This is a genomic window from Nocardia sp. NPDC058519, assembly GCF_042719755.1.
Taxonomy (GTDB): domain Bacteria; phylum Actinomycetota; class Actinomycetes; order Mycobacteriales; family Mycobacteriaceae; genus Nocardia.
This window is the reverse complement of sequence record NZ_JBHXNK010000008.1, coordinates 96,449-121,686: the sequence shown is the minus strand read 5'-3', so window position 1 is coordinate 121,686 and position 25,238 is coordinate 96,449. Positions and strand designations below refer to the sequence as shown.

The following is a 25,238-nucleotide window of genomic DNA, read 5'->3' as shown; positions in this document are numbered from 1 at the left end:
CATGTCGCACAACATGAAAGCCCTGTTGCTCGTCGCCGCCATCTTGACCTCTGTCATCGCTGGAATCGCCGGGGCCCTGCTCGTGAGGGCCGACGGGGCTACTGCGGCCTCCACGATTCGTGCTGGGGGAATCACGTTCGGTGGCACGCTCACTCTGCTCATGCTCGCCATGACCACTTACATCGTCCTCTGAACCGTCACTGGTTGAAGAGCGACTACAGGAGTTATCCGCGCCGGTCGGCGTTGCGGGTTTCGGGCGCGGTAGGCAGTCTCGTGTTCGGCCGGGCCAACCAGGGACGCGTCGCTGGCGGTCCTTGTCGGCATCGGCTATGACTGCTGTGGTTAGTGGGATCTGCGCGTGGGCCTGTTGGAGGGGTCCGTCGGCGTGCAACATACGTGCAATAGCGCAGCCCGAAGTTGCCCATCGGTGCGTACTTCTGCTTGTCGGCTGTGATGGGAAGAGTGCCGGTCAAGTGCCGATTTTCGAGGTAGAGACCGGTTTTGGCGCGATGGTGTCTGCCGGTTCGAAACCAGCTGGGACCACCGAAAGAGAGCCCCGACCAGGTGCATAGCCTGATCGAGGGCTCTTTTTATGCGCGAAAGCAGGTCCGGAAAACGCCTGGTCGCATGTGTATCAGTGTGTTGTAGCCTACAGCGTTGGACCACAGTGCAAGGGGACCGGTGTGGATGCTGAGATACGCGATGGCTTGTGGCGGACGACCGTGGAGGTATCCGCCGACGGACAGGCTGACCTCATCAAATCACCGGCGAGGACTCGCCCCATTGCGAACCTGCTGCGCTCAGTTATGGGCGCTTTCGCCCAGTTCGGACGCGCCCTGATCCTGGAACGCCAGCGCGAGGGCATCGCACCCCGCGAAGGCCTGCGGTCTCGCTAGCGCTTCGACTACCTGCTCGGTGAGCAGGTTATAAACCACCGCCATGCAGTGAAGGACGCGGTATCCGACCTAGGTGTGGAAGCAGCGGCAAGTCTCGGAGTCGGGCTCACAAACACCGCCATCCAACTGATGGCGAAAACTGTCGAAAAGCCCACTAACAAAGTTGAGCTGGGCCCTGATGGCAGGCCGAAATAACTATCACGTGGTCGAGATGGAACGAAGAAGCCTACCAGAATTACCTTAAGGATTGCCCGACTCGACGGAATGGTTGTGTAACCAAAGAAGAGTGGAGCCGCCTTTGCAACCAACTCATGATTAACGGCGGGAATGGCTCTGCTTGGGACAAGAAGCTTTGGGAACTGAACGGGTACACAGAGGGGGATGGTTGGAAACGCGAGCAGTATATCGAGGCCATTCCCGGACGCAGGTACGATTTTGTCCTCTACGACGGGGGATGGAGACCCGATCGAATTTTTCGAGAATAAGAGCAGTTCGCTGAAGAACGACCAGCTGGTTAAAGATGAGGGAGCGCTTGAAAAGGGTTTCAATGTGACATGCAATTTGGAATCACCGTTATCTCAGGACGACTCGGCTAGCTGGAACGGCTCGAATCGATGTATCCGGGTCGGTTCACCGTCAATAGATACTACGAGAAGCCGAAGTGGGATGAGGGACACACGGAAGGGGCAGTAATGACACCCAAACTAGATCAAGACATTCGCGACACCCCCGAGTTCAAAGCACTTCAACACGATGAGCAATTTCGCAGTTGGCTTCTCATGCACGAAGCAGCGCAGGAAATCGAGTTCACAGTATCCCAAGTGCCTGAGCTTGACGGACTTACGGGTACCCGTGAAGGGCTGCAAGTTGCAGAGCAGGAGCTTTTGCGAAGGTTCGGCGATTCTAGCTACTTCTCTGAAGAGAATATCTCACTCGCATCGAGATTTCTCTATTTTATCGGCGAGGATTTTCGACGCAACCTGGAGGGGCAATGGGTCGCGGTCCCGTCACAGCCTCCCAAACCGCCTACATCCATGGTTTCCGTAGAGTTCAGCTCAAATTTTTACAATCCGCGACACATGATGGGATTTGTTAAGCAGAGACGAACCGGCACGGAACTTACTAAGATCTACGATCGAGCGGTCGCCCGGTACAACTGGTGGGTGGAGTCCGGTCGCCCCGACCGAAGCGCTGCATGGGAGGGCTACCTCTAGCTAAATGCGGACTCGATTGCAGTGGTGCTGAACTTCATGCAGGGCATTCCCCAGGTCCAGGCACCTGCCCGGCCGATGGCCACTCCGGTGGTCGTTGAAGCTGCTTCAGTCACCGCGAACTCGCGCAGTTCTCAGGCCTTTGCAGGACGATCACGTCTTCGTGGGCGATCAGGTGGAACGGGAGGCCCGCGTTGCGGTGTTTGCCGATGAAGTCGCGTTGGAAGAAGGAGCTGCGGGCGATGAGGTCGCCGTCTGCGAGGCGGCCGAGGAGGGCGACACAGATGTAGGCCGGGAGGTTGATCAATTCGGCGTGTTGGAGCCAGGGGCGGGCGGTGATCACAATGTGGCCGCCGGGGCGGAGGTAGGTGACGGCTTCGGTGAGGATGCGGGTGAAGCCGAAGAGCAGGCGGTTGAGGCCGACCTTGGCGAGGTTGCCGCGGTCGAGGACCGCGCCGTAGCGGTGGTTGCGTTTGTGGACGCCATTGCCTCGAGGGAGTGCTTCGAAGCTCGAAGCTCGAAGCTCGAAGTCGGCCGACGGACCGGCCGGACAGGCGGATCCAGGTCGCTATGGGTTGATCGCTAGACCACCCGGCTGAGCGCGCGCAGGTCCGCGTCCAGCTTCCGGAACAACCAATACACGGCGACGAAGGCGAGCCCGCCGGCCGCGCACAGCCCCAGTACCGAATCGCGCACGAGCCACAGCTCCTCGGGTTCGAGAAAGCTGAATCCGGCCAGCACCCCGACCACCGGCACTGACGCCGTCACCGCGAGGTAGACCGTGGTTCTCCGGCGCAGCCAGCGCAAGTCGGCGGAGTCGCGCTCCGTCGTGCGTCCGTGGCGCAGGTAGCGGGGATAGACGCAGCGGACGAGATAGAACGTGGAAAGGAAGAAGGTGTAGGCGACCGAGATGGTGCCCGCCACCAGAACAGTCATCGCCGCATGGACCTGCAGCCGCACCGGAAGGTCGGTGAACCAGCGCAGCAGCAGCACTGCCGTCACGGTGGCGAGAATCGCGGACAGCAGGGTGTTGAGCGCACAGAGGTCGCCCCACAGCAGTGTCCGGGACCGCACTCGCGCGAGCCTTGCCTCTTCGTAGCGTCTGCCCTTGCGCAAGCCGCGAAGAACCGCCAGCTGATCACGTGAAATGTAGACGTATATGACGATGGCCAGCAGAAAGCCACAGAGGATGCACACCATCACGCCCCTGTTGATCTGCGCGTTCGTGGCAGCGGGGAGGCGCTCCCTGATCAGTTCCTGGGCGTGCACAGCCAGGTACACCGTAGCCAGGCCGACACCGACCATCGATGACAGCCAGAGGACGAGGGTGGGCCATCGCGACAGTCGCGTTCGCCAACTGTCCGGCGGCGGATCGACGAGGTCGCGGGCCCTCTTCTCGAGGCACAGGTCGAACTGCTGGGCCAATTCCGAACCGGACGAATAGCGGTCCTCGCGGTCGGGCGACAGGCATTTCAGGAGCACGCGGCGCAGCGCCATGGGGCAATCCGACGGAAGCTCCGACAGGAATGCCGCCTCTACCGGCCTGCGCCGTAATTCGAGCATGCGGGCCAGCGACGTCTCCGACTCGCCCGCGGACGTCTCGTCGGGGAAGGGCCGCCGCCCTGTGAGCAATTCCCACAGCATGACGGCCAGCGCGAAGATGTCGCTGCGAGTATCGAGATCGAGAGCGGTCGCGGGCAGGTCCGGATGGCAGGCTTCGAGCTGTTCTGGCGACATGTACGCCAGGGATCCGCCGAAGTAGGCCAGGGGGCTGGTGCCCTTGACGCGTTGGCTGAAGCTGACGTTGAAGTCGGCCAACTTCGGCACTCCCTCGGCGCTCAGCAGTACATTCGCGGGTTTGATATCTCGATGCAGCACCTCTCGCTCGGACGCGTGCTGCAGCGCGTCCGCGAGTCGGCGACCCAGCCAGGCGACGGTCTCCGGCCAGGTCAGTGCCGCGGTCCTGGTCCGGATCGCCGATTCGGTAGGCCGGACCTCGCCCTTCTCGGCGAGTACCTCGTCGACGGCGTCGAGCAGCAGTTGCCCACTGTGGCGTTCCGACGGCGTCGAGCGCCGCAACCGCAGCACGTCGAGCAGCGTCCCGCCGGGCAGGTACTGCATGTAGAGCAGCTTCAGCTGGCCATCGGCGATGAGCCGCTGGTCGAAGATGCGCACGATGTATTCGTGGTCCAGCTGGGCGAGAGTCTGCGGCTCGATGCCGTGGTTGTGGGAGATCTTGACCGCGACGAGTCGCTGCATCGATTGTTGCCGAGCGAGATAGACCTGGGCGAAGGCGCCGGCGCCGATCCTCATCAGGAGGTCGAAGTCGTCGACGTGGTCGCCCACATCGATGGTGTCGAGTAGAACCTGCGCGCCGGGACGAGCGATGATCGTGCTGTGGTAGTCGCTCGTGGGCTCGGGGCCGGTCGCCGCCGCGGTCATCGCATCGGCGGTGGGAGCCGCATCGGTTGCCCCCGATCCGCGGCGCACGGCATGGAATTCCTCGTAGACGAGCTCGGCGGGCAGCGGACCGTCGCGCAGCTCGGCGAATTCCGCGCGGTATTCGATCAGTCGTTTGGGAAAGTGATACCGAAGCCAGCGGTATTCGAGGTCGATTTTGATCAGTTCGATCAGGACGGTGCGCCGCGCCGCCGGTTCCGCGGGTAGCAGCGCCGAGAGGTCGGGTGGAGAACCGGACGCCCAAGCCTGCGAGAGCAGCGCCACGGCACTGGCGAGCGTGGTGCGGGTTCGTTCGGCTGAATCGACCAGGTCGATCGGCTCGGACATCGGTAGCTCGAGATCAGCCTCGGGCGATCACAGAGCGGCTACACGCGATGCGGCTAAGTTGCCCCACGTCAGCTCCTTCCATCAAGACTCCCTTGCTCAAGGGTATCGCTCCGATTCGAGCAATGGTCGAGGATGCTGACCGACCCGCGGCTGCGCAAGCTGACCTTCACCGGCTCCACTTCAGTGGGCAAACACCTGCTCGCCCGTGCGGCCGCCCTGGCGCTGCGCACCTCGATGGAACTCGGCGGCAACGCGCCGTTCGTCGTGTTCGCCGACCTCGATGCTGCTGTCGAGGGCGCGATGGCCGCCAAGATGCGCATAATGGCTGGTCAGGCGTAGTTTTCATGTCGGCCAGCCATTTTCGTGCAATATGGTCCTAGGACTGATGAGCATGACGTTCCGGGGTACTGGTCCTCACATTGTTTCGGTCCTAATCATTGGGCGGAACCGGCAGTCCGGGGCAGATCTCGCGATATCCGATATAGGGCGAGACCCAGTCGTCCCATTGCTTGTGGCTCATGTTGCTGGTGAGCTTGCTGCAGAGGGCTTCAGTCAATTCTTGTGGCGCGGGCCAAAGGTGCAAGTTGCCGTCCGAGCTTCCGGTGAGTATCTGATTGTCGTCGGGGCTGAACGCCACTCCCCGCACGAATACCTGTTTCCCCGTCATGGGCATACCGACGGGCTTGTATGTACCGGCGTCCCACAAGTGCACTCTTCCGGTGTTCGTGCTCGACGCAATCCACGGTTTATCGTGCGCAAATGCGACGCTCAATACATGATTCTGATCAGCGCTCATATCTCCGACCTTTTTGCCTGTCTTCACCTCCCATACCCGCACGCTTCCGTCGTTACTACTCGCTGCAATGGTTCGCCCATCGGGGCTGAAGCTCACGCTGTACACCGGCCAGCCCTTACGGCCGAGTGGGTCCTTGGCCGGGGTGAAACGGTCGAACGGCTCGGTATTCCACAATTGAACCCAGCCGTCGTGATTGCCGGACACGACCCGATTGCCGTCCTGGCTGAACGCAACGGAATATACCGTACTGTCGGCATTTTTTGCACCGATCGGTTTCAGCGAGTGCGCGTCCCACAATGCCACGAAGCCGTTGTTCAAACCCGCGGCTATTCGGGAACCGTCAGGGCTGAACGCAACACTGTTGACGCTGGGCGAATCCCCGGGACTAACTTTGGGTAACTCGCTTTCTTCGCCGGAGCTCCAGTTCCACAATCGGATCGAACCATCTTTCCAGCCTGCGACGAGCCGGTCATTCTTCGGATCGAAAGCGACACTGCGCACCGTGTTCTGGCCCCTCTCCGAGGCGGTGCCAAGCTGCTGTTCGAACGGTTTTACGGTGTCTGCGTCCCACAGCCGTACGGTGCCGTCATCGCCACCCGAGGCTATCTGTCGGCCGTCGCGACTGAAAGCAACGGCGTGAACTTCTTCCTGACCAGTCGGTATAGGTAGTCCGGCGATGGCGTCCCACTTGCGCACAGAACCGTCGGCACTGCCGGACACTATTTCGGCATTGTCACTGAATGCGACACTGAAAACCTCGCCGTGGTGACCTGTCAACGGATCACGGATCGGTTCCAGGGTGGAGGCGTCCCAGCTGCGGATCGTGTTGTCCGTGCTGCCGGAGACGAGACGAGTACCGTCCGGGCTGAACGCGACACTGTTCACGGAGGCGGTCGGGTGCGCAGGCACTGCGTCACTCAGCGGTCGAAGATCACGTCCGCCCAAGATTTGAATAGTGCCACCCACATCTCCAGCAGCTATGCGATCACCGTCTGGACTGAACGCGACACTGGTCGCCTTAGGTGCCTCGGATATCTTTTTCGTGGCGATCTCGTGCCCATCGCTCGCATCCCATAACTTCACGGAGCCGTCGTCGCCGCCGGATACGATCAGATCGCCACTGCTATTGAATACCGCACCTCGAACGACTTTTCCTTCGAGGTGACCTTCTAGTTTGACGGATTCCTCGAGCCCGTCCACTCCCCACAGTCGCACAGTGCCGTCCTCGCTACCGGTCACGATCCTCTGGCTGTTGGGGCTGAACGCTATAGTGTGTACCGGATGATTATTGTTGTGTTCCATTGTATGCTTGACGACCCCCGTGTTCGCGTCCAACAATTTCATGGTCGCTTCCTCGCCAGTTGCAGCAAGCCACTTACCGTCGGGACTGAATGCGACGCTCCACGCCGGTTTTCTGCTAACTTGCCACGTATCTCTTAATTCACCGGTGTCGAGGTCATATATCCGCACAGAGCCGTCGTCGTTGCCCGATGCGATCCGTTCACCATGAGTTGCCAGGCTCAGCACGCGCACGACCTGGCCGTCCGCATCGAACGGATTCTCCATAATCTTGAGTACGTCGCGTTGCACCTGCGCAAATGCGTCGTCTGCTGTCGCTCTGAGTTCGTGCGCGGCGAGCACCTGCTGAAGTGCGCGAACGTCGCCACCAGGTCGTCCTCCCGCTAGTATCTGCTCGGCTTCCGATACAAGTCGCCAGGCGGTCGCTTCCTGGTAGCGCTGGTGGAGCAGGAAGATGGTGGATACCGCGACCAGAGCCATCACCAGTGCGGCAGCCGAAGCTGTGCGAATGACTTTCGTCCGGTGCAGCACAGACTCTTGACGCTGCTCCTCCTCCTCCATTCGTCGGTTCTGCCGCTGCCTGGAAACATCGACGAATTCGTGTGCCCCCGCCAGCCGGTGCCGGAAACCGGGCTGCGCGACGAGAGTCTCCGCTTTGCTGATTCGCTCGCCATCCAGCAGCCAGGCCTCGTTGCGGTGACTCTTCTCCCATTCGGCAGCGCTGCGTTCGAGAGCCTCGGCATCCTTCAGGTTCTCGCGCTCCTCGTCCAACCACCCTTTGAGCTCGTCCCACTGGCGCAACAGGCTTTCCATCGCAACCTCGACGACATCAGTGCCGTCACGTGTGTCTCGAACCAGGAACCGTTTGTCCACGAGCTTGTGGAGCAGAGGCTTGCTGTCGGCCGGCAGGTCGTCCCACCGGGCGATGCGACGCATGGGCTGATCATTGTCCGGGTCGATGCTCACCAGCCAGGGAACGAACGCGGCACGTAGCTGGTCGAGCTGCGCATGTCGTTGCGTACCGTCGCTGGACAACAGGTTGTCGATCTCGGTCTCGACGACGTTGCGCATCTCGCCCATCGACCGGTACTCGGCAAGGTCGACCTGGCCGTCACCGCCGTACTCTTCGTAGAGCCGGGCAAGGGTCAGTGACAACAGCGGCAGCGTATCGGCCCCGTCGGTGCAGTCGGCCAACAATTGTTCGACCAGCGGTGGTTCGATCCAGAGGGGTCGCCCTCCTTCGGTGGCGCGTGTGGCCGGTCCGGTGATGACCTCCTTGAACTGGGTGCGCGGCATCGGCCGGAGATCGTCGAACACCACACTTTCGACCCCGTTCAGCTCGGGAGCGGTCTGCAAAGCCTGGTAGCGGTCGGTGCGAATGGTGACCGTCACGATCAATGGCAATCGGTGTGCGCTGTCGGTGCGTGCGTGTCGGCCGACCATGTCGAGGAAACGCGTGGCCTGTGATCCGGCGTCCGGGCCGAACAATTCCTCGGCCTGATCGACTGGCAGGACCAAGGTGGGTACCTTTTGCTCTCCCGGCCGGTCGAGTAGCGCCGAGGTTGCGGTCTGCTGCACTTCTTGCAACAGGTCACGAACATGCCTGGCACCGCCGAGGCATACTTCCTTGATTTCACCGAGATCCGGCTCTTTCAGACCCATTTTTGCCCGGAGGGCGTGGATCGAGTGAGCGAGGCCACTCTCACCCGTGAGGACGTTTCGTTCCGGACGAACAATGTCGAGGACCAGGAAATTGCGGTCGTCACGGCGCAGCCGAGGCAGCAGCCCCGCGCGCAGGAACGACGACTTTCCAGAACCTGATGGTCCGAGAACGACGAACAACGTCTCAACGGCTGATTTACGCATCCTGCGTAAACCGTCGAGCCCACGGATGATCTGGGCGTCGCGGCCGAAGAACACCGCGGCATCGACTTCCTCCAACGGCTCCCACCCCCGGTACGGCGCCCGATTCGGGTCTTTCGGGGGCGGCCACACGAAGGATTCGGCGCCGATTCCGGCCCCGACTATCCCATCTCGCAACCGATACAAGCCTTCGGATAGGAAGAAGACCGGATTTCCGGTTCCGTCCGCGATATCGATCTCGGTCCTGGGACCGTCACCGAATAGATCGACCCATTCCCACTCGCGGGTTATTTCCGCACTCGTCGAGGGTTCCAAGCGTGCGCAGAAAATATGCTTGTTCAATGTCTCGGCGGTCCGGTACTCGGTCTTGCACTCAGCGGAGGATTCCCAGTTCGTGGACAGTAGGCAGATCACCGCCTCGCACCGCGCATTCGCCTGCCGCAACGCGTCCTTCCATTTCAAGCCCGGAAGAATACCCGCGTGCCGGTCCAGATCCAGGAAGATCTCATTCGCCAAGGGTGGATCCTGCTGCACCAACCACGACTTCAACGCAATGGCTTGGCGACTGTCTTTGCTCGAATGGCTCAAGAAGATGCGGGACATCGGATCACCGGATCCCGCACTGGAGGCGTGAGCGAGACCTCACAACCGGTTTTTCAACGGCGCGGGTAGAGAGTTCGATTCCATTCGCGACGACGCTCACAGTGCAGTCCTCCGTGACCCTGTTCGCCCGGGATCGACCCGAAAATATGCTACGTTCACGTGTCGGTGTCTCGACGTCCTCGCTTCCAGTGTCGACCTCGCTGACCACTTATTTCAACCGTTGGATCGAACCCGAAATTGCATCGAAACGCTCGTTCGAGCACCTGAAAGTACGGAATGGGGCCTGAAACCTTGTTCCACCGCGGTTTTTCGGCGAGGAATCCAACCGCTGGACGGGTGAATCCAGAGACCGGCGGTGATGAATGTATCGGTGCGGCGGCGCGTATCGCCGTTTCGCGCCGCCGCGGTCCGTTCCTTCCGGTCAGAAACGTTCGAGGTTGTAGAGCTCGGTCCCGGACGAATCGAAAACGGAGGCGTGCTCGGGATCTGTGAACTCGACGAGGTATTTCCTCGATCGAGACTCTGCGTCACGCCGCCTCAGGTGAAATGAATGGGCTGCGTAGCCGCCCCGGTCGTCGTTGACCGGAGCGGCTACGCGCGCGATCGACACGATGCACTGTGCCGATCGCGGGCAAGTAATGGCGCCCCCTCCACGCCACTATCCAGATTGGATCTCGTCGTCATGAGCTGTCCGGATATCCCTGGCCTGCGTGGTTCCTGACGGGCTCACCGACGATCGGTCTCGACAGTCGACCGCATCTCAGTCCGCGGTAGGCAGCATTGTGGCATCCATATGCCATGGAAGACTCACCGGAATATCATGAGTGTTCAGTAGTGTCGAGATTGTCACCGTGTGAGCATAGCCGACGGCTGTGTGAGTCGTCCATGGAGTCGTCGGCGCCCGAGGGCATGCAGGAAGGTGGTTCGGTGAGTGTGGGTTGGCATAAGGTTCCGACTGTGGTGACTCGAGATCGGCAGGGGCGCTTCGGCGAGATCGTCGCCGAGCGACGCAGCGAGCTCGGGCTGTCTCGCAAGGAGGTCCACGCTGCGGGCGGGCCCTCTGTCGCGACCCTGGCTCGTGTCGAACACCCGGGAGATGACACGGCTCCACCGAGCCCTAGGACCTTGAAGCTGCTCGATGCGGGGCTCGGGTGGGTGCAGGGCAGTGCCAGGGCGACACTGCACGGTGGTGATCCAGCAGCGGTGGGTGAATCCATGCCGACCGGTGCTACGAGCTCTCGTGGTCCCACTGGCTTCGAGAGTGATCCGCTGGGCTTCCGTCTGGTCGAGGTCGATATCGACGTCGTGGACAGCCTTGTCGCCGCTGCCGACGTGTGCTTTCAATTGTGTGACCGCTCGGATCTTCCCGAGCCCGCTCAACATGCCGCGCGGGCGGTGAAGGAGCAGCTGGGCGTTGCGGTCGGCAGGCTCGCCGCCGCCCAGGCAACTGAGGTGCTCGAGCGGGCGGGCGGACCCGGTAGAGAACTCCCGAGGGGTATTGAAAGGCTTATCGGCGCACTACTCGCGGCGCCGCCGACCGCCACGGGGGGCGAACGCGAAGACCAACAGTATCGGCGTTGGCTCGCAGCCAAAGCTGTCGATCTCGACTCCGCTCGAGTGGAGAGGTTCACCAGGCGATGGCGGTCTAAGCTGGAGCGGATACGCCTGACCGAGGGAGAAGGTCGTTGAACGAGCACAGCCGAGTCGTACCGTTGGAGAAGCGGGTGAACGCACTGTTCGCTACGGTCATCGATGGAGACGGCATCGAAGTGTCTGCATCGGCTGTGGCGCAAGCGCTGTCGGAGGTTCTGGGACGCGCGGTGCCGACGAAGGACATCGAAGTGCTGCGCCTGCCCGGCGCTCAACAGCCGGCCGATGACATGCTCGCTGAGCTGGCCCGGTACTTCGATATGCCAAGTGGTTTTCTGTCGAGCGACCCCGACCGGTATTACGCTCCCTACCATCAGCTCGGGCTGTTGATCATGCAGCGCGACAAGCGGATTCCCTTCCTCGCTCTTCGTGCCGGTTCGGATCAGCTGGGCGACGACGCTGTACAAGAGTTGACGAATTACCTTGGCTCCCTCGACTAGCGGTGCCGTCGACCAGGATCGTGTTGTCGCGGAACGGGCTCTCGGAGAACTGACGTTGCGGCGACCTTGGTCGATGCATCGGTTCGTGGAGGAATTGAGCCTGCAGCGAGCCCGGCCGATCGAAATCGTCGAGGGGCTCGGTGAATACGAGGCTGTCGACTTCTCCGGCATCTGGATCCCACTGCCAGAGAAGGACCTCATCCGTCATCGGTCCGAGGTGACCGCGATCGAGCGGGACGGGATCATCGCTCATGAGCTCGGGCACATCGTCCTCGGCCACGATGTCTCCGACGATCAGCGGCTCCAGTACTACTCTCGTACCACGCCGTCTATCCCGGCGACTGTCATTCAACGGCTGATCGACCAGCAAGCCTGCCTGCGTAGCAATTTCGACGCTCCTGTCGAACGGCAAGCAGAATGGTTCGCAACGCTGCTGATGCAGGCGGCCGATGAACTCAGCCGCCCACTGCTACCGGATCGGGAACTCAGTCCCCGCCAGCGCCGAATGCTCGAACGCGCGGCCGTGGTGTTCGGGTGGTCGATGTGAACATCGCCGTCACCGCAATCATTCCCGTTATGTTGCTTGTGCTTGCACTGCACCGCATCAGATCCGACTCCCACGGCGGTCAGCGCTCGGGCGCCGGGACCGGACTCGCGAATCCACTGACTCAGCTCCTGCTCGCCCTCGGTCTGGCGAAGGCCTGCCGCATCCGCCACATCACCGACAACGTGATCAACCCGATCCTGCAGGATTGGACCGGCGTTGCGAACGTGATGTCCTTGGCGGGCATGACCTTCGGTGCGCTGGCCGCGATTCCTCTGCTGACGTTGGTCTCTTACATCACCGGCCGTGACCTGCCGATCGGAGCGCAGGCCGCCAGTGCCGTCGCCATCGTCGTCGCTATGGTGGTCACCTTCCTGTCGACCCCGATGGCCGACACACCGACCGAGTACATGAGCAACGATTTCCCGGTCACAGGCCCGGTGGTGATGTATTGGATCGCGTATCTCGGGCCGCTGGCCAGCGCAGTCGTCGTCAGTGCTGTGTATGCGGTGCGTGAGCTGACCTGGGTGCGACGCGGGCCGTTCGCGGCAGCCCTGGGATTCATCGTCGTCGCCTGCACTCTCGGTCTGACCTACTGTGTGTTCAAGATCCTGAATCTCGTTCTTCAGCAGCGACATTCGGATGGCTTCTGGTACCGCAACGCCGAGTTCATCTCCATCGCACTCGGGCTCGCCGCCATCGCCGCCGCCGGTTCGGCCGCGGGAATTTACGCGGCCTACCTGCTCAAAGACCGGCTCCGCCGATATCGGCTGCTGCGCCACAACGGCGACATCTGGGTGCGAGCCCGCACCATGAACCCCGATGTCGTGCTCGACCCCGGTTTGGCGTTCGGTACCACCCGGCGAGCCTGTTGGGCGGCGGCACGATCGCCAGAGGCCGCCTACCGACTACAGATCGAGTTGGCCGATCACGCGCACTCCGAGCGACGCGCGGCCGCCACCAGCCACGCGATCTCGCGACCCGGGGTCTCCTCGTAGGGCAGGTCACGGCCGAGAGTCGCACCGTGCGCCTTGATTGTCGTCGCGGTGACGTCCCAACCCCACTCCGCCAGCCACGCTTTCGGATCGGCAACCCAGGATTGGAATCCATACCCTGCCGAACTGGTGCGCCGGGTCATCTCCCTGGTTTGTGCTTCGGTGAGCGACCCTGCACCGAAATGTCCGCACAACAACCGGCTTCCGGCCGCCGATACCTCGGAGACAGCGTCGAGGATCCGGTCGTTGGTCGAGGAGTCGAAATAGATCAGAATGCCCTCGGCGACCCATACAGTCGGCTGCGCAGGATCGAATCCCGCATCGATCAGCCGGGTCGGCCAGTCGCCTGCAGTGAGATCAGCTGCCACGTCTATGTATTCGCAGCGCGGCTCCGCACGGTTCGCGGCCAACACCGAACGTTTGAATGCCAGCACGTTCGGCAGGTCGATCTCGAAAAACCGAGTCTGTGCCGGAACGTCGAGTCGGACAGCGCGCGCATCGAGTCCGGCCCCGAGCAGTACCACCTGCCGACATCCCGCGGACGCCGCATCGACTACCCCGGCGTCGAGCCAGTGCGTGCGTACCGCAACGGACAAGTAGACCCGGTTCGAGGTCACTTCAGAGAGGCCGATGCCACTCACCGGCAGCCCGGAAGCATCCACGAACAACGAGGCGAACTCATCACAGAACAGTGCGTCGTCTCGGCTGCTCTCCAGCGCCCGAAAGTGCGCTACGGCGACCGCGGTCGCACTGATGTCCGTTTCCGTGAACGACGCCATTCGAGCAACATCCTCCGAAGTCGAGCACAATGAAGACTTTCTCAACCTACAGGACCGGCCTCTGGTGGCGGCGTACGTGGACTGTCCCCCGCTACCATCGGGCCGTGATCACGATAGATACCCCCTATACCGGCGACGTCTCGCCGGGGTCGAATCCGCAGCAACGCAACGTCCCTGGTGCCCGAATCGTCAAAATGTCGGTGGGCGGAGGCGACAACAACGTCTACCTCGTGCAGGACTCCGCAACCGGTGCGGCGCTGCTCGTCGACGCCGCCAACGAGGCGAGTCGGCTTGTCGAGCTCATCGAGCAGGAAGCTCCGGGACAGGTGCAGCTCATCGTCACCACACACCAGCACATCGATCATTGGTGGGCATTGCCTGAGGTGGCCGGGCTCGGAATCCCCACTGCGGCACATGAACTCGACGCAGGACCCCTGCCTGTTACTCCGGATCGACTGCTCGCGGACAACGACACGATCGTCATCGGTGACCTGAAACTCACCGTGATTCACCTACGTGGCCACACGCCGGGCTCGGTCACGATCGCGCTGACCGACGGTGCGGGCCGGACACATCTGTTCACCGGCGACAGCCTGTTTCCCGGTGGTATCGGTAAAACCGGCACGCCCGAGGACTTCGACTCGCTCTACAGCGATGTCACGACAAAGTTGTTCGACCGCTACACCGACGACACAGCGGTATATCCAGGTCACGGCGGCGACACTACCCTTGGCGTCGAACGTCCCCATCTGGGCGAATGGCGACAGCGAGGCTGGTGACACGGACCCCTTGCGAACAAGGTGCGAACCTGGCCGGCGGTGCCGGAGTTGTCCGACTCGACCTTGTCGTGCAGTCGAACTGTTCTGTACCACGCCGGTGGAAGTACGTCCTCAGGTGCGCTGGAATCGATGCTTGCGGAATTATTGCGATACTGAGGAAAGGTGATGGAGCGGGACGCCTTTCGCGCCGAATCGATTGGTCATAGTCCCAGTTTGGCTCAGGTATTGCCGCGCCATGCCGGTGGACCGAAGGTTGGTTTGCTGAGGGTGTGCTGTATGTATCCTTTGCGCGTCCTGGTCGACAGGGACGAGCGGGTGTCCGTTCGCCTCATGAGTGTCGGAGGTTTGTGCACACATGGTTCTGCATCGCTCGGTTCCGCGTCCGACGATACTCACGCCCGGCGCTGCGACATCGCATTTCCGTCCAGTGCTGCTCGATGCGTCGAGCCCGGAAGGACTGCGTGAACTGGAAGCGCTCGCAGAGTCGAGTTCTGTGAGTGCGGTGCACGACACGATCGAAGATCAGCTCGACGAACTGATCCGCTGCGAGGACCCTGCTGTCGCGCATTCGACGGGCTCGCTGGCAGCGTCCCGTCGCCGGATCTGTGGCGGGACTCCGTTGTGGCGGTGGGGAACATGGGTGTTCTATCCGTGGAACGGCCGGTTGGTGCATGTGCTGGCGCGCGAGGGTTTCCAGCGGGTGCGGACCGATCGGAATCGCAACAAGATCGACCGGGTGCAGCAGCGAGACCTGCGCGATCGGCGGATCGGTGTGATCGGGCTGTCGGTGGGTAACAGCGCGGCTGTGACGCTGGCGATGGAAGGGGTCGGCGGATCGTTCCGATTGGCCGACTTCGACACCGTCGGGCTGTCGAATCTGAACCGGTTGCGGGCAGGGGTGGGTGATCTCGGGGTTTCCAAGGCTGTGCTTGCGGCGCGTCAGATGTTCGAGATCGACCCCTATCTCGACATCGAGGTGTTCATGGACGGGTTGACCGAGGAGTCGATCGGGCCGTTCTTCGATGGAGTGGGCGGCACCCGGCCGCTGGATCTGTTGGTGGAGGAATGCGACACGGTGTGGGCGAAAGTCGCTGCCCGTGAGTGCGCGCGGCGCCGGGGGATCCCGGTACTGATGGACGCCAACGATCGCGGCTTGCTGGATGTGGAGCGTTTCGATCACGAACCCCATCGCCCGCTGTTCCACGGCCGCGGCGGCGGGTCGACCTCGTCCGATGTCGCGAGGATGAACCGGGGGGAGCTGCTGTCGTTTCTGCTGGCAGTGGTCGATGAGCCGCGGCTGAGTCCGGCGATGCGCGACGCTGTCGGTGAGGTCGGCCGGAGCCTGTCCAGCTGGCCTCAACTCGCGTCCGGGGTGATGCTCGGCGGCGCCTTGGTGGCGGACACGGCTCGCCGGATCCTGCTCGGCGAGCTGATCCCGTCGGGGCGAACCTATGTCGACCTCGACGAGCTCATACCCGCGATAGATCCACGGGTTGCTCCGGCATTCGTGCGGGCGATGGAAGAAGTCCGTTGACGATCGACGTGTGCAATGTGGAACTGGTCGGCACGCGGCTGCGGTTGCGGGATCTCCGTGCCGGTGATCTGGGCGTCTATCAGCGGATTTTCACCGACCCGCACCTGACCCGATATATGGGCACCGACAGCATGGGCGTCCGGGCAGCCGCGGCGTCGTTCGACGCCGCCCTGCGGTCCCGCGGCGAGAGTCCGCGGCGCAAGTACACGCTGGCGATCACGGCGCCGGGTGAGGACACCATGGTCGGCACCATCGGCCTGCTGGTAGAGGATTTCGGCAGCAGCGCGATGATCGGCGGTCTGGTCGTGGTTCCGGAAGGGGCGCTGCGTGCGGGTGGAATCGAGGCGGGGCGGCTCATGGCGGCATTCGCCTTCGGCCCGCTCGGGATTCACCGGGTATGGGCGGGGCACCGCCACGATCATCCGGTGATGGACACGGTGATGTCGGGAGTGGGCTTGACGCCGGAGGCGCGGCTGCGGCAGCTGTACCGGACCCAGGGTCGGTGGCGCGACGTGTGCACCTATGCGGCTCTGCGGCCGGAGTGGGCTGCGATGGCGACACCTGCCGAACGTCGAATCCTGGCGTTACGGCCCACCGCGGCAAGGGAACACGCCACCGCAGGTCGGTGAAGTCGGTGCGGCAACCCTGCCGAATCCGGCTCCGGGCGCGCCGCGTCGCGATAGCATCGCCGACTACAGGCCATGCAATCACCTTTGCCCGAGTTGCCACCACCCGAAACGCGCAACGGCCGGCGACGGGAGGGACTCCACCGCCGGCGAGATCCGAAGTGGAGATCACCGATGGCAGTGCTGATCGACTCCGACTACTTCACGCCGGCGGACCGCCGGGAGGCGGTCACCGCAATCCTGCAGGAAGCCGATATCGGGGCGAACCTGCAGATGTGGGATTCACCGGCCGAAGTGGTCAGCCGGCACCAGGCCTGGATGCTGGGTCCGATCGCGCTCACTCGCTCGGAGGTATCGGGTCACCAGGTCTGCCGAACACGTCGGCACGAGCGAATCACGCCCAGCGACACCCTGACGGTGACCGTTCAGAACGGGCAGGTGCGCAGGCACGAACAATTCGGTGCGCAAACGCTGATCGAGCCCGGCGCCTGCGAAGTGATCGACCTGGCCACCACGTTCGCCTCCGGCTGGCACGGTCTCGGGGGAACGCTGTGCCTGCAGCTGTCAAGGGAGCGCCTCGGCATTTCCGCGGAAACGGTCGTCGCGGCTCACGGGCGGCTGGCGGCATCGCCGCTGTACCCGATGGTCACGGCGCAGATCCAGCATCTCGTCGCGATCGCCGACCAGCTCGAAGCCGATCCGGCCGCCGCCGCTGTGGGCGAGTCGTGTTTGGAAATGGTTCGGGCGCTACTGATCTCGGCGGCAGGCCGCGGTCCGGGTGACGGCGCCGCCATCCCGGAGCAACTGCTGATCGAGCAGATCCTCGGGTATGTGCGCACACACCTGTCCGATTCGACCTTGAAGATGCCCGATATCGCCGCCGCGAACAACATCTCCGTTCGGCACCTGTACAAGGTATGCGCACAGTCGGGAATCAGCCTCGAGCAGTGGATCATCGAACAACGCCTGGTCCGTGCCCGCGACATGCTGATCGACAGAGGCTACGCGCACCGGTCCGTCGCGGCTGTGGCCAGTGCTGTGGGTTTCCGCGACGCCGCCCACTTCACCCGGCGATTCCGCGAAGCATTCGGCATGACGCCACGTGACTGGCGCCGCGGCGCCACCGATGCGGACAACCCACCGAAGTAGCCGGGAATTCCGCGCCCGGCGGCGCGGAAGTTTGTGCGTGCACAGTCAGTTGCCGTGCAGTCACAGCCTCCTTCGAAGGCCGATTCACCGATATCTTTCGAATGTGGCTGTGCGAGACCGCATCAGGGGTACGAGTGTTCGCCGACGGGCACCCGCGCCGATGCAGTCCGTGCCGATGGCATCTAGAGAGAGGGGAGACCATGTCCACGAGGATCGGCAAAGCTATTCGAGCGGCGAGGATGGCCTCCGGATTCACCCAGGCGGAGTTGGCCGACTGGATCGGAATCGCGGACGGAAACCAGATCAGCCGTTGGGAACGCGATGTGGTGACACCCAGTGCCGACAGTGTCGGCGAGTTGTCGAGAGTTCTAGGGGTGCGTCTCGACAACTCGGTCGGAGACGCAGTGGCGTGCTGATCTGAATGCCGTTGCGTCGGCTCGACCCAGATCGAGTCGACGCAACGGCGAGTGTTCGCCGAGCCCTGGCCCGGCTTCCAAGGCTACGAAACGACCTGGGAGCTCAGGTAGCTCAGGAGGATATCGACGTCGTCGCCGTAGTCGATGTGGGCGTTGGAGGCGTAGAAGTTGGCTATGTCCACGCCTTGGCGGGCCAGTTGGACGAGCTCATCGACGGTGGCGGGGTCGGTGATGCTGAGCAGGGTTCGGGTGGTTGCGTGGAGGTCGGCTCGGATGCCGGCGGCGACGGGGCTGAGCACGGAGCCGGTGAGGTCGGCGCCGGTGGCGGCGAAGATCGCCAGGTCGGCGGCGGCGGCGACGGGGTCGTTGCGATCGAGGGATTCGACTGCACGCCAGAGGATCTCCTGAATTCGGCCGACCCTGTCGGCGATGCTCAGAAAATCGATGTGCAGGAGGGCGTCGGCGATGACGCTGACGCCTGCGGTCCGACCAGAGGAATCGACGGCGGCGGCTGCGCGGATGACCTGGGCGACCAGGACTCGGTCTACACCGGCGGCGGCTTGGACCAACGGTGACAGGGCAACGTTGAGGGCACGCGCAGCGTGGTGCGCACCGCGAATGTCACCCGCCGCGATGAACTCCGGGAGGCTGGTGAGATTGTCGAGAATGGTAGGCAGGTTCGCCGCGGTGGCGGTCCAGCCGGCGCCCATGGTGACGGCTTGAGCGATCAGGCTGCTGGGATCGACCGTGGCGGGGATGACGTTCGCGATCGATTCGGCATCACCGCTCAGCACCCTGCCCAACACGGCGAGGAACGGGGAGGCGGCGGCATCGAGGGAGCAGTACAGGTCGCCGTCAGCACACAGGGTGCGAACCCGCTCGGTCAACGCACCGAAATCCCGGCTTCGCGTTCCGGCTATGCCGTGGCCGGGCTGCGTATTTCCCAGGGAGAGTGTGGTATTCGGATCGCGATGCGGATCGGACAGGAGTCCGACACCGACCACTCGATCGGCACCGATGGGACCGTCGCCATTGCCGATCTCGGTGGCGAGATCGCCGATGCCGTCCGCGCCCTGGCTGTAGCCGGCGAGGATGACCCGCGTCGAACTGCACAGGCCACGCATCATTCGGTGCAAGCGGGATTCCAGGGTGCTCAAGGACTCCGCATAGCTCAGACCCAGGTCGAAAGCGCTTGCGGCATAGGGGACGTAGAGCACCGTGATGTCACGGCCGAATTGCCGTTCCAGGCCATCGCCGACGGGCCGGAGCATCCCGACGGGAACTCCGGGATCGGCTCCTGGCGTGGTCTCCCAGGTCCCCGGCGCGAAAATTGCCGTGTACGGGGTGCAGGGCTGCGCGCCGGGTGTTTCCGCCCGCGCGACGCCGACCGCCGCAGTCCCGACCGCGACGACGGCGGCGACCAACGTCGCCGCAGCGGATCTCGACAACCTGTGCATCGTCCAATTCCTCTGTTGCCGAAGGAGATTCGTGACGGTGCGCAGGCGCAGAAATCGTGCCGAACCGTCGGGGCCAATTCTCGCCACTCGCCGTCGGTTTCGTCGGCATTTTCAGACACATTTTCATTTCAGATTCGGTGCCGGGGGACATCGGGCGGGCACGGTGTCGCGGTCGAGCCCGGCTTTCATCCCGAATGTGCCTGGCCCAGCCGCCGATCCCTGCGTGATCGGCCTCATCGGTCGGGCTCAGTTCTGAGGATCCGCCCGGCACTCGGTCACGGACCGTGCGGTCGGGGCAGTGCCGTCGCCCTGATCGAAACGCCACTGCGTGATCGGACCCGCTGGACGCCAGCGCAGGCCGTCGCCGTCCGGCACGGCTTCGTAGACGGCTTCACGACCGCTGACGAGCTGCTCGCCCACGCAGTAGTCGTTGTAGCTGGTGCCCGGCTGAACGGCCCCCGCGCTGAAGCTGCCGGTGGGATCGCCTGCGGCGCCTGGATTGGCGACCGTGCCTGTCCGATGCGCCGACGCCCCGCGATCCCAGCGCGCGTCTCCGGTCAGCGATCGGCCGCAGGTGAAGGTCCAGCCACCGGCGCCGAGGGTGGCTCCCTGCGAGTACGGGGTGCCGGCCCACAGGCAGCTGTCCGCGGTGTCCGCGGATGCGATTGCCGCCGGGAGTCCGAGCAGGCACGCGACCGTGACGGCCGCTGCCATTGCGGCGATACCGGCACGCCGTCGACCGGTTCCTGAAATGTTCTGATTACCAACGGTTTCCATCCTGCAATGGTCTCGTCGGGGGAGGACCGGGCACATCAGGTCCCGACCCGGAGCTTTGCCTCAGGGATTCCCCTCGGTGTCCTACGTGGCCTGGATGCGGTCGCACGCGGATTTCCGGGCCATTGCCGTGTGACGCCCGGTTGATTGCCATGGATTATCGCTCCCGGTCGACGAGGGAAACGACCGTAGCGTCGTAGAGCATGAGCATTCGTCTCGGATACCAGATGCCCTACTTCGGCTACGCGGCCTCGCCGCGCGAATTGTTCCCGCGGGTCATCGCGCAGGCGCAGGAGGCGGAGGCGGCCGGATTCGATGCCGTGCTCTTCATGGACCACTTCTATCAGGTCTATGGGCAGCCGGAGGACTGGATGCTGGAGGCCTACACCGCCCTGGCCGGGCTGGCCACCGTCACCGAGCGAATCCAGTTGGCCACCCTGATGACCTGCAACACGTACCGGAATCCGGCGCTGCTGGCCAAGATCGTCACGACGCTGGACGTGATCAGCGGCGGCCGCGCGGCCCTCGGCATCGGCGCGGGCTGGTTCGAGCAGGAGCACATCGGCTACGGCTTCGAATACGGCAGCTTCACCGAGCGGTTCCAACGGCTGGACGAGGCCATGCAGATCATCTCGCCGATGCTGCGCGGGCAGCGGCCGACCTTCCACGGCAAGTGGTACCGCGCCGAGAACGCGATCAACGAGCCGCAGGTGCGCGACGACCTGCCGATCCTGCTCGGTGGCAGCGGTGAGAAAAAAACCTTCGGCCTGGCCGCGCGGTACGCCGACCACCTGAACCTCCTCTGCCACACCACCGAATTGCCGCAGAAATTGGCCACGCTGCGGCAGCGCTGCGAGGAGGCCGGGCGCGACCCACAGACCCTGGAGACCAGCTTCCGCGCCGTCGTCGTCATCGACGAGGACGGCGACCGGGCGCGCAAGCTGGCGCAGGAGTTCATGCAGCGCGATGTCGTGGTGGTGATCTCGGCGGACAGTGTGTTCGCAGGCACCCCCGACGATGTGGCGGAGCAGATCCAGCGCCGCATCCTGGATCACGGGGTCGACGGCATCATCGTGAACATGGTCGCCAACGGTCACGAGCCGGGCATCCTCGAACTGGCAGGAAAGGCCCTGAGCCCGCTCGTGCACGGCTGAGTCGCGCCTGTTCCGACATACCCACACCGCAAGTACAGCACCGACCTCCGTCAACTGAATCTGATCTGAGCTGTCGGACCGGCTGCCTCCGCCGGTTATCCGACTCTGCGCAAGGTGCCGCCGGTCACCCTAGGCTGGGGCGCATGAGCCTTCCCTCTCCCGCCGCCGACCGCACCGCGATCGTCACCGGCGCGTCCTCCGGCATCGGCGCGGCCCTTGCCCGCGAGCTGGCCGGGCGCGGACACCAGGTCACATTGGTTGCGCGCAGTGCCGACAAGCTGGCCGAACTGGCCGCCGAGATCACCGCGACCGGTGTGCGCGCCGATATTCTCGCCGCCGACCTCGGCGACCGCGAGGCCCGCGCCGCGCTGCTCGGTCGCGTCGAAGCGCTCGGTCTCGTGCCCTCGATCCTGGTGAACTGCGCCGGAATCTCGACTCTCGGCCCCGTGCACAAGGCCACCCCGGATGCCGAGATCGCGATGGTCGAACTCGATGTCGTGGCGGTCGTCGATCTGTGCACCCGCTTCCTGCCCGCGATGGTGGCCCGTGGCACGGGAGCGGTGCTCAATGTCGCCTCCACCGGCGCGTTTCAGCCGCTACCCGGCCAGGCCGGGTACGGCGCGAGCAAGGCGTTCGTGCTGTCCTACACCCAGAGCCTGTCCGGCGAACTGCGCGGCACCGGCGTCACCGCGACCGTGCTGTGCCCCGGACCGGTCGACACCGGTTTCGGCGAGCGGGCCGGCTTCACTTCCGAGGAGGCACATGGCGCACTGCCGTCCGTGATGTGGGAATCGCCGGAGGTGGTGGCCCGTGTCGGCATCAACGGCCTGGCCAAGGGCGCCATGGTCGCTGTCCCGGGCCTGGCCAACCGCGCGGCCGCCGCGCTGGTGCCTTTCCTCCCGAAACGACTTCTGGTGCCCATTCTTTCGCGCCGGCACCCGGTCTGCGCTGAGCCACTCGCCGGTTGACAGCATGCCGCCTGACGATCGAATGAGGGCTATCTCACATTCGATCGACACCGGTCTGCTCAGCGCGAGCTGACGCAGACCACGTAGCGGCGCTCGTCGTAGACGACACCACGGTCGCCCGCCGTGCAGATGTTGACGTCGGTGGTGTCGTGCCGGATCTCGAGCACGCGGAGTCGGCCGGGCACGTCGGCAGCGCATTCCACGTGCTTGACCGCACCGCCGGCCAGATCGATGCAGCCGCCGACTGTCCAATCGATGTCCAAGCAGACGGTCTCGTCCACGCCGCCCGGAAGTGTCCGGGGTTGTGAGCGGTCGACGTCGCCCGGACAGCGGCCGCCGGCCGACGCCAATTCCGCCACCTTGTAGTGGGAATTGGCGCTACCACACGCGGCCTGCTGAATATCGGCCGAGCTCACACCCAAATCCACGCAATCGCCGACGTTCAGATTCACGCGGGGAATCCGGGTCACGGACTTACTCAGTGTGGACGCGACTCCGCCGGATAGCTCGACAATAGTTCCCAGTGGCTGGGTCGCTGAAACCTCGCTCGGCGAAGTTTTTGCGGCAGAATCATTTTCAGGGGGTCCGGGCACCCGCGCGCCGAACCCGGTGACGACGGAAAGTGCGACGTAGAAGCTCCCGGCCAGGGCAAACACCGCCACAACCGATACCCCGGCCACGGCCAAGTTCGTCCGACGCGCCATTTGTGTTGTCCCCACTCATCCGCTGGACGTCCCGACCGACATCCCACTTGCCTGACAGTTCTTACACGGAGACACGCGATCGTGTCGAATTGTGAATCTGCATCTTTTTACAGCGAATACTTGGTCCAGCGCCCAATTCGGCACGGATGACAATCCGGTGAAGAATGGTGCTAGTGTCTGCCCGATCTCACTGGCGGACACCAAGCTTCGTGCCCCGCATCGGCACGTTGGTCGGCCGCGCAGTCTTCGTCATGCGTAAAGGAAATCCCTGATGAAATTCGGTCACTTCCCTGCCACCGCGCTCCTGGTCGGCACCGCCGTCTGGATCACCGCGGGGGCTGCCGCCGCGCAGCCGGTCGCACCCACCCCCCAGCCCACCGCGTCCGGGGTCGACCAGTCGGTGCACTACGAGGCCGTTCTCACCGAATTCTCCCGAGTGCTGACCACCACCGTCACCGGCGGCACCTTCACCACCACCGAGGACAACACCGCGGTCACCCTCACCTCCGACGCGGGCGCCGTCGTCACCCGCATCCCGCTCAGCTACCAGATCTCCGGCGCGACAATGCGAGTGGCGCAAACGATCTCCGACAACGGTCGCCACCTCGTCCTCACCCCGCAGGCGAGCGCCACCGAGATCGGCGAGATCCAGACCATCAGCCCCATGTCCCAGCTGACGAACGAGATCAACCGCAACGTGGTCGGCGTGGTCGCCGGTGGCATCCTCGGTGGCCTCATCGGCACCGTCCTCGGCTTCGGCTTCCTCAGCATCGTCACCGGCCCCGTCGGACTGGTCCTCGGTGCGATCGCCGGCGGCTACGCCATGGGCGGACAGCCCTTCCTCGACGCCGTCACCGCCGTCGTCAGCGGTCAGCCCTGACCCATTTCCGCTGCCGGATCGATGAACTCGCGGATCAGGTGCGCGAGACGTTCGGGCTGGTCCTCGGCGACCCACGTTCGCGAGTTCGGGATTTCCGCCAGTTGGCTGTTCGGGAAGTCCGCGGCGAGTTGTTCCGCGTGGTGGAAGGGGAAAACCTGGTCGTCGGGGGCCCAGGCGATGAGGACCGGCAGGTCGATCGTCGGGAACCGGGCGGCCGCGTCGAGGGTGTAGCGGTTGTCCACGGCGCGAAGGAGTTCGATCGAATCCCGCAGCACACCGGCGTCGTGAGTGACGCCGTGTAGGTAGTGGTCGAGCACCTTCGTGTCGATCGGACTGTTGGTCAACTCCGCGAACCCGATCGAGGATCTGGCGCATCGGGTACGGACCGCCGGGATGCGCAGGGCGCGGCCCGCAAGGTGCTCGATACCGGGTACTCGGGAGATCCGGCACAGGTAGTTGAACTGTGGTGGCGGAAAGTTCTCGTAGGCATCGCACGGTGTCAGGATCAGTCGGCCGAACCGATGGGGCCGGCGGGTGACAACCAGCTGCGAGAGCATTCCGCCGCCGTCGTTGCCGATCAAGGTCGCGTCGTGCAGGTCGAGCTGGTCGATGACGTCGGCGATGGTGTCGGCAATGCCGGTGGGTGTCAGGTCCGCGTCCGGCGACATCGGCGTGTGGTGTCCGCCGAAGGGCCAGTCGGCGGTGATGCAGCGGTAGGAGTCGGCCAGTAGCGGGACGACCTTGCGCCACGCGGCGGCATTGACGAAGAGACCGTGGACGAACACGAGCGGCCGTCCGGCACCGCGCTCGTAGATCCGAACAGGTCCTTGCCTCAGATGGATGGTTCGTGCATCGCCGAGTGCCGCAGTCGGATCAACCGATACCGCGTGCGGGATGTGTTCGAATCGCATATTCGGTCCGCTCTTTCCGTCCT

At 63.7% G+C, this 25,238-nt stretch carries 22 protein-coding genes and 2 pseudogenes; 17 read left to right on the top strand and 7 right to left on the bottom strand.

The features are described from left to right. Position 1 precedes the first annotated feature (1 nt). From ACFWPK_RS12205 to ACFWPK_RS12190, 4 genes and pseudogenes are all read left to right on the top strand, one after another. Entirely contained in the window at positions 2 to 193 is a 192-nt protein-coding gene (locus ACFWPK_RS12205) for a hypothetical protein (protein ID WP_378914720.1), read from the top strand. 570 nt (positions 194 to 763) lie between these two features. After that, positions 764 to 869, top strand: a pseudogene (locus tag ACFWPK_RS12200) (recombinase family protein); the annotation flags it as partial. 719 nt (positions 870 to 1,588) lie between these two features. Then, entirely contained in the window at positions 1,589 to 2,110 is a 522-nt protein-coding gene (locus ACFWPK_RS12195) for a hypothetical protein (RefSeq protein ID WP_378914718.1), read from the top strand. Between the two features lie 160 nt (positions 2,111 to 2,270). Further along, entirely contained in the window at positions 2,271 to 2,693 is a 423-nt protein-coding gene (locus tag ACFWPK_RS12190) for a hypothetical protein (RefSeq protein WP_378914716.1), read from the top strand. Here ACFWPK_RS12190 and ACFWPK_RS12185 read toward each other — a convergent pair. Then, positions 2,690 to 4,894 carry a serine/threonine-protein kinase gene (locus tag ACFWPK_RS12185; protein WP_378914714.1) on the bottom strand — a complete coding sequence of 735 codons (2,205 nt, stop codon included), beginning with the start codon at positions 4,892 to 4,894 and terminating at the stop codon, positions 2,690 to 2,692. The two genes, ACFWPK_RS12190 and ACFWPK_RS12185, sit on opposite strands and share 4 nt — an antisense overlap. A gap of 132 nt (positions 4,895 to 5,026) precedes the next feature. Here ACFWPK_RS12185 and ACFWPK_RS12180 point away from each other — a divergent pair. After that, positions 5,027 to 5,218, top strand: a pseudogene (locus tag ACFWPK_RS12180) (aldehyde dehydrogenase family protein); the annotation flags it as partial. A gap of 106 nt (positions 5,219 to 5,324) precedes the next feature. On the opposite strand, the gene ACFWPK_RS12175 reads toward ACFWPK_RS12180, so the two are convergent. After that, entirely contained in the window at positions 5,325 to 9,455 is a 4,131-nt protein-coding gene (locus ACFWPK_RS12175) for a TIR domain-containing protein (protein WP_378914712.1), read from the bottom strand. Between the two features lie 1,125 nt (positions 9,456 to 10,580). Between ACFWPK_RS12175 and ACFWPK_RS12170 the strand changes: the two genes are divergently transcribed. The 4 genes from ACFWPK_RS12170 (at position 10,581) to ACFWPK_RS12155 (ending at position 13,087) form a co-directional block, all read left to right on the top strand. Then, positions 10,581 to 11,144 carry a hypothetical protein gene (locus tag ACFWPK_RS12170; RefSeq protein ID WP_378914710.1) on the top strand — a complete coding sequence of 188 codons (564 nt, stop codon included), beginning with the start codon at positions 10,581 to 10,583 and terminating at the stop codon, positions 11,142 to 11,144. Between the two features lie 35 nt (positions 11,145 to 11,179). After that, complete coding sequence (locus tag ACFWPK_RS12165) at positions 11,180 to 11,545, top strand: hypothetical protein (protein ID WP_378914708.1); 366 nt, start codon at positions 11,180 to 11,182, stop codon at positions 11,543 to 11,545. A 73-nt stretch (positions 11,546 to 11,618) separates the two neighbouring features. Further along, positions 11,619 to 12,092 (top strand): hypothetical protein, encoded by a 474-nt coding sequence (locus tag ACFWPK_RS12160; protein ID WP_378914706.1) that lies wholly within the window; start codon positions 11,619 to 11,621, stop codon positions 12,090 to 12,092. 29 nt (positions 12,093 to 12,121) lie between these two features. Next, positions 12,122 to 13,087, top strand: coding sequence for a hypothetical protein (locus ACFWPK_RS12155; RefSeq protein ID WP_378914704.1), 966 nt, complete (start codon positions 12,122 to 12,124; stop codon positions 13,085 to 13,087). Here the strand turns inward: ACFWPK_RS12155 and ACFWPK_RS12150 are convergent. Further along, the gene (locus ACFWPK_RS12150) at positions 13,018 to 13,863 is read right to left on the bottom strand and encodes an SAM-dependent methyltransferase (protein ID WP_378914702.1); all 846 of its coding nucleotides are present in this window, start codon (positions 13,861 to 13,863) and stop codon (positions 13,018 to 13,020) included. The two genes, ACFWPK_RS12155 and ACFWPK_RS12150, sit on opposite strands and share 70 nt — an antisense overlap. A 104-nt stretch (positions 13,864 to 13,967) precedes the next feature. Here ACFWPK_RS12150 and ACFWPK_RS12145 point away from each other — a divergent pair, with 104 nt between their 5' ends. The 5 genes from ACFWPK_RS12145 (at position 13,968) to ACFWPK_RS12125 (ending at position 18,367) form a co-directional block, all read left to right on the top strand. Continuing rightward, the gene (locus ACFWPK_RS12145; RefSeq protein ID WP_378914700.1) at positions 13,968 to 14,642 is read left to right on the top strand and encodes an MBL fold metallo-hydrolase; all 675 of its coding nucleotides are present in this window, start codon (positions 13,968 to 13,970) and stop codon (positions 14,640 to 14,642) included. Between the two features lie 493 nt (positions 14,643 to 15,135). Continuing rightward, on the top strand, positions 15,136 to 16,176 hold the full coding sequence (locus ACFWPK_RS12140; protein ID WP_378914698.1) for a ThiF family adenylyltransferase: 1,041 nt from the start codon (positions 15,136 to 15,138) through the stop codon (positions 16,174 to 16,176). Then, on the top strand, positions 16,173 to 16,805 hold the full coding sequence (locus ACFWPK_RS12135; protein ID WP_378914696.1) for a GNAT family N-acetyltransferase: 633 nt from the start codon (positions 16,173 to 16,175) through the stop codon (positions 16,803 to 16,805). The genes ACFWPK_RS12140 and ACFWPK_RS12135 overlap by 4 nt, the downstream gene beginning before the upstream one ends. Positions 16,806 to 16,976: 171 nt before the next feature. Next, complete coding sequence (locus ACFWPK_RS12130) at positions 16,977 to 17,951, top strand: helix-turn-helix transcriptional regulator (RefSeq protein ID WP_378914694.1); 975 nt, start codon at positions 16,977 to 16,979, stop codon at positions 17,949 to 17,951. A gap of 200 nt (positions 17,952 to 18,151) precedes the next feature. Then, a complete protein-coding gene (locus ACFWPK_RS12125; protein ID WP_378914692.1) occupies positions 18,152 to 18,367 on the top strand; it encodes a multiprotein-bridging factor 1 family protein in 216 nt (71 codons plus the stop codon). A gap of 83 nt (positions 18,368 to 18,450) precedes the next feature. Here the strand turns inward: ACFWPK_RS12125 and ACFWPK_RS12120 are convergent, their stop codons facing one another. Continuing rightward, a complete protein-coding gene (locus ACFWPK_RS12120) occupies positions 18,451 to 19,815 on the bottom strand; it encodes a cutinase family protein (protein ID WP_378914690.1) in 1,365 nt (454 codons plus the stop codon). A gap of 255 nt (positions 19,816 to 20,070) precedes the next feature. Beyond that, positions 20,071 to 20,538, bottom strand: a complete 468-nt coding sequence (locus ACFWPK_RS12115; protein WP_378914688.1) for a hypothetical protein — start codon at positions 20,536 to 20,538, stop codon at positions 20,071 to 20,073. 263 nt (positions 20,539 to 20,801) lie between these two features. Between ACFWPK_RS12115 and ACFWPK_RS12110 the strand changes: the two genes are divergently transcribed. Together ACFWPK_RS12110 and ACFWPK_RS12105 are read left to right on the top strand one after the other, a co-directional pair. Then, positions 20,802 to 21,752, top strand: coding sequence for an LLM class F420-dependent oxidoreductase (locus tag ACFWPK_RS12110; RefSeq protein ID WP_378914686.1), 951 nt, complete (start codon positions 20,802 to 20,804; stop codon positions 21,750 to 21,752). A gap of 143 nt (positions 21,753 to 21,895) precedes the next feature. Next, on the top strand, positions 21,896 to 22,720 hold the full coding sequence (locus ACFWPK_RS12105) for an SDR family NAD(P)-dependent oxidoreductase (RefSeq protein WP_378914684.1): 825 nt from the start codon (positions 21,896 to 21,898) through the stop codon (positions 22,718 to 22,720). 59 nt (positions 22,721 to 22,779) lie between these two features. On the opposite strand, the gene ACFWPK_RS12100 is transcribed toward ACFWPK_RS12105, so the two are convergent. Beyond that, positions 22,780 to 23,400: a hypothetical protein gene (locus tag ACFWPK_RS12100; protein ID WP_378914682.1), complete on the bottom strand. Its 621-nt coding sequence runs from the start codon at positions 23,398 to 23,400 to the stop codon at positions 22,780 to 22,782. 295 nt (positions 23,401 to 23,695) lie between these two features. Between ACFWPK_RS12100 and ACFWPK_RS12095 the strand changes: the two genes are divergently transcribed. Next, on the top strand, positions 23,696 to 24,304 hold the full coding sequence (locus ACFWPK_RS12095; RefSeq protein ID WP_378914680.1) for a hypothetical protein: 609 nt from the start codon (positions 23,696 to 23,698) through the stop codon (positions 24,302 to 24,304). On the opposite strand, the gene ACFWPK_RS12090 is transcribed toward ACFWPK_RS12095, so the two are convergent. Next, positions 24,295 to 25,215, bottom strand: a complete 921-nt coding sequence (locus ACFWPK_RS12090; RefSeq protein WP_378914678.1) for an alpha/beta fold hydrolase — start codon at positions 25,213 to 25,215, stop codon at positions 24,295 to 24,297. The genes ACFWPK_RS12095 and ACFWPK_RS12090 overlap by 10 nt on opposite strands. Positions 25,216 to 25,238: the final 23 nt, after the last annotated feature.

Coding starts and splice junctions, on each gene's coding strand:
- ACFWPK_RS12110 (WP_378914686.1), top strand. CDS start 20,802: ATGAGCATTCGTCTCGGATACCAGATGCCCTACTTCGGCTACGCGGCC.
- ACFWPK_RS12130 (WP_378914694.1), top strand. CDS start 16,977: ATGGCAGTGCTGATCGACTCCGACTACTTCACGCCGGCGGACCGCCGG.
- ACFWPK_RS12115 (WP_378914688.1), bottom strand. CDS start 20,538: ATGGCAGCGGCCGTCACGGTCGCGTGCCTGCTCGGACTCCCGGCGGCA.
- ACFWPK_RS12160 (WP_378914706.1), top strand. CDS start 11,619: ATGCATCGGTTCGTGGAGGAATTGAGCCTGCAGCGAGCCCGGCCGATC.
- ACFWPK_RS12175 (WP_378914712.1), bottom strand. CDS start 9,455: ATGTCCCGCATCTTCTTGAGCCATTCGAGCAAAGACAGTCGCCAAGCC.
- ACFWPK_RS12090 (WP_378914678.1), bottom strand. CDS start 25,215: ATGCGATTCGAACACATCCCGCACGCGGTATCGGTTGATCCGACTGCG.
- ACFWPK_RS12155 (WP_378914704.1), top strand. CDS start 12,122: ATGTTGCTTGTGCTTGCACTGCACCGCATCAGATCCGACTCCCACGGC.
- ACFWPK_RS12095 (WP_378914680.1), top strand. CDS start 23,696: ATGAAATTCGGTCACTTCCCTGCCACCGCGCTCCTGGTCGGCACCGCC.
- ACFWPK_RS12205 (WP_378914720.1), top strand. CDS start 2: ATGTCGCACAACATGAAAGCCCTGTTGCTCGTCGCCGCCATCTTGACC.
- ACFWPK_RS12150 (WP_378914702.1), bottom strand. CDS start 13,863: ATGGCGTCGTTCACGGAAACGGACATCAGTGCGACCGCGGTCGCCGTA.
- ACFWPK_RS12105 (WP_378914684.1), top strand. CDS start 21,896: ATGAGCCTTCCCTCTCCCGCCGCCGACCGCACCGCGATCGTCACCGGC.
- ACFWPK_RS12185 (WP_378914714.1), bottom strand. CDS start 4,894: ATGTCCGAGCCGATCGACCTGGTCGATTCAGCCGAACGAACCCGCACC.
- ACFWPK_RS12195 (WP_378914718.1), top strand. CDS start 1,589: ATGACACCCAAACTAGATCAAGACATTCGCGACACCCCCGAGTTCAAA.
- ACFWPK_RS12125 (WP_378914692.1), top strand. CDS start 18,152: ATGTCCACGAGGATCGGCAAAGCTATTCGAGCGGCGAGGATGGCCTCC.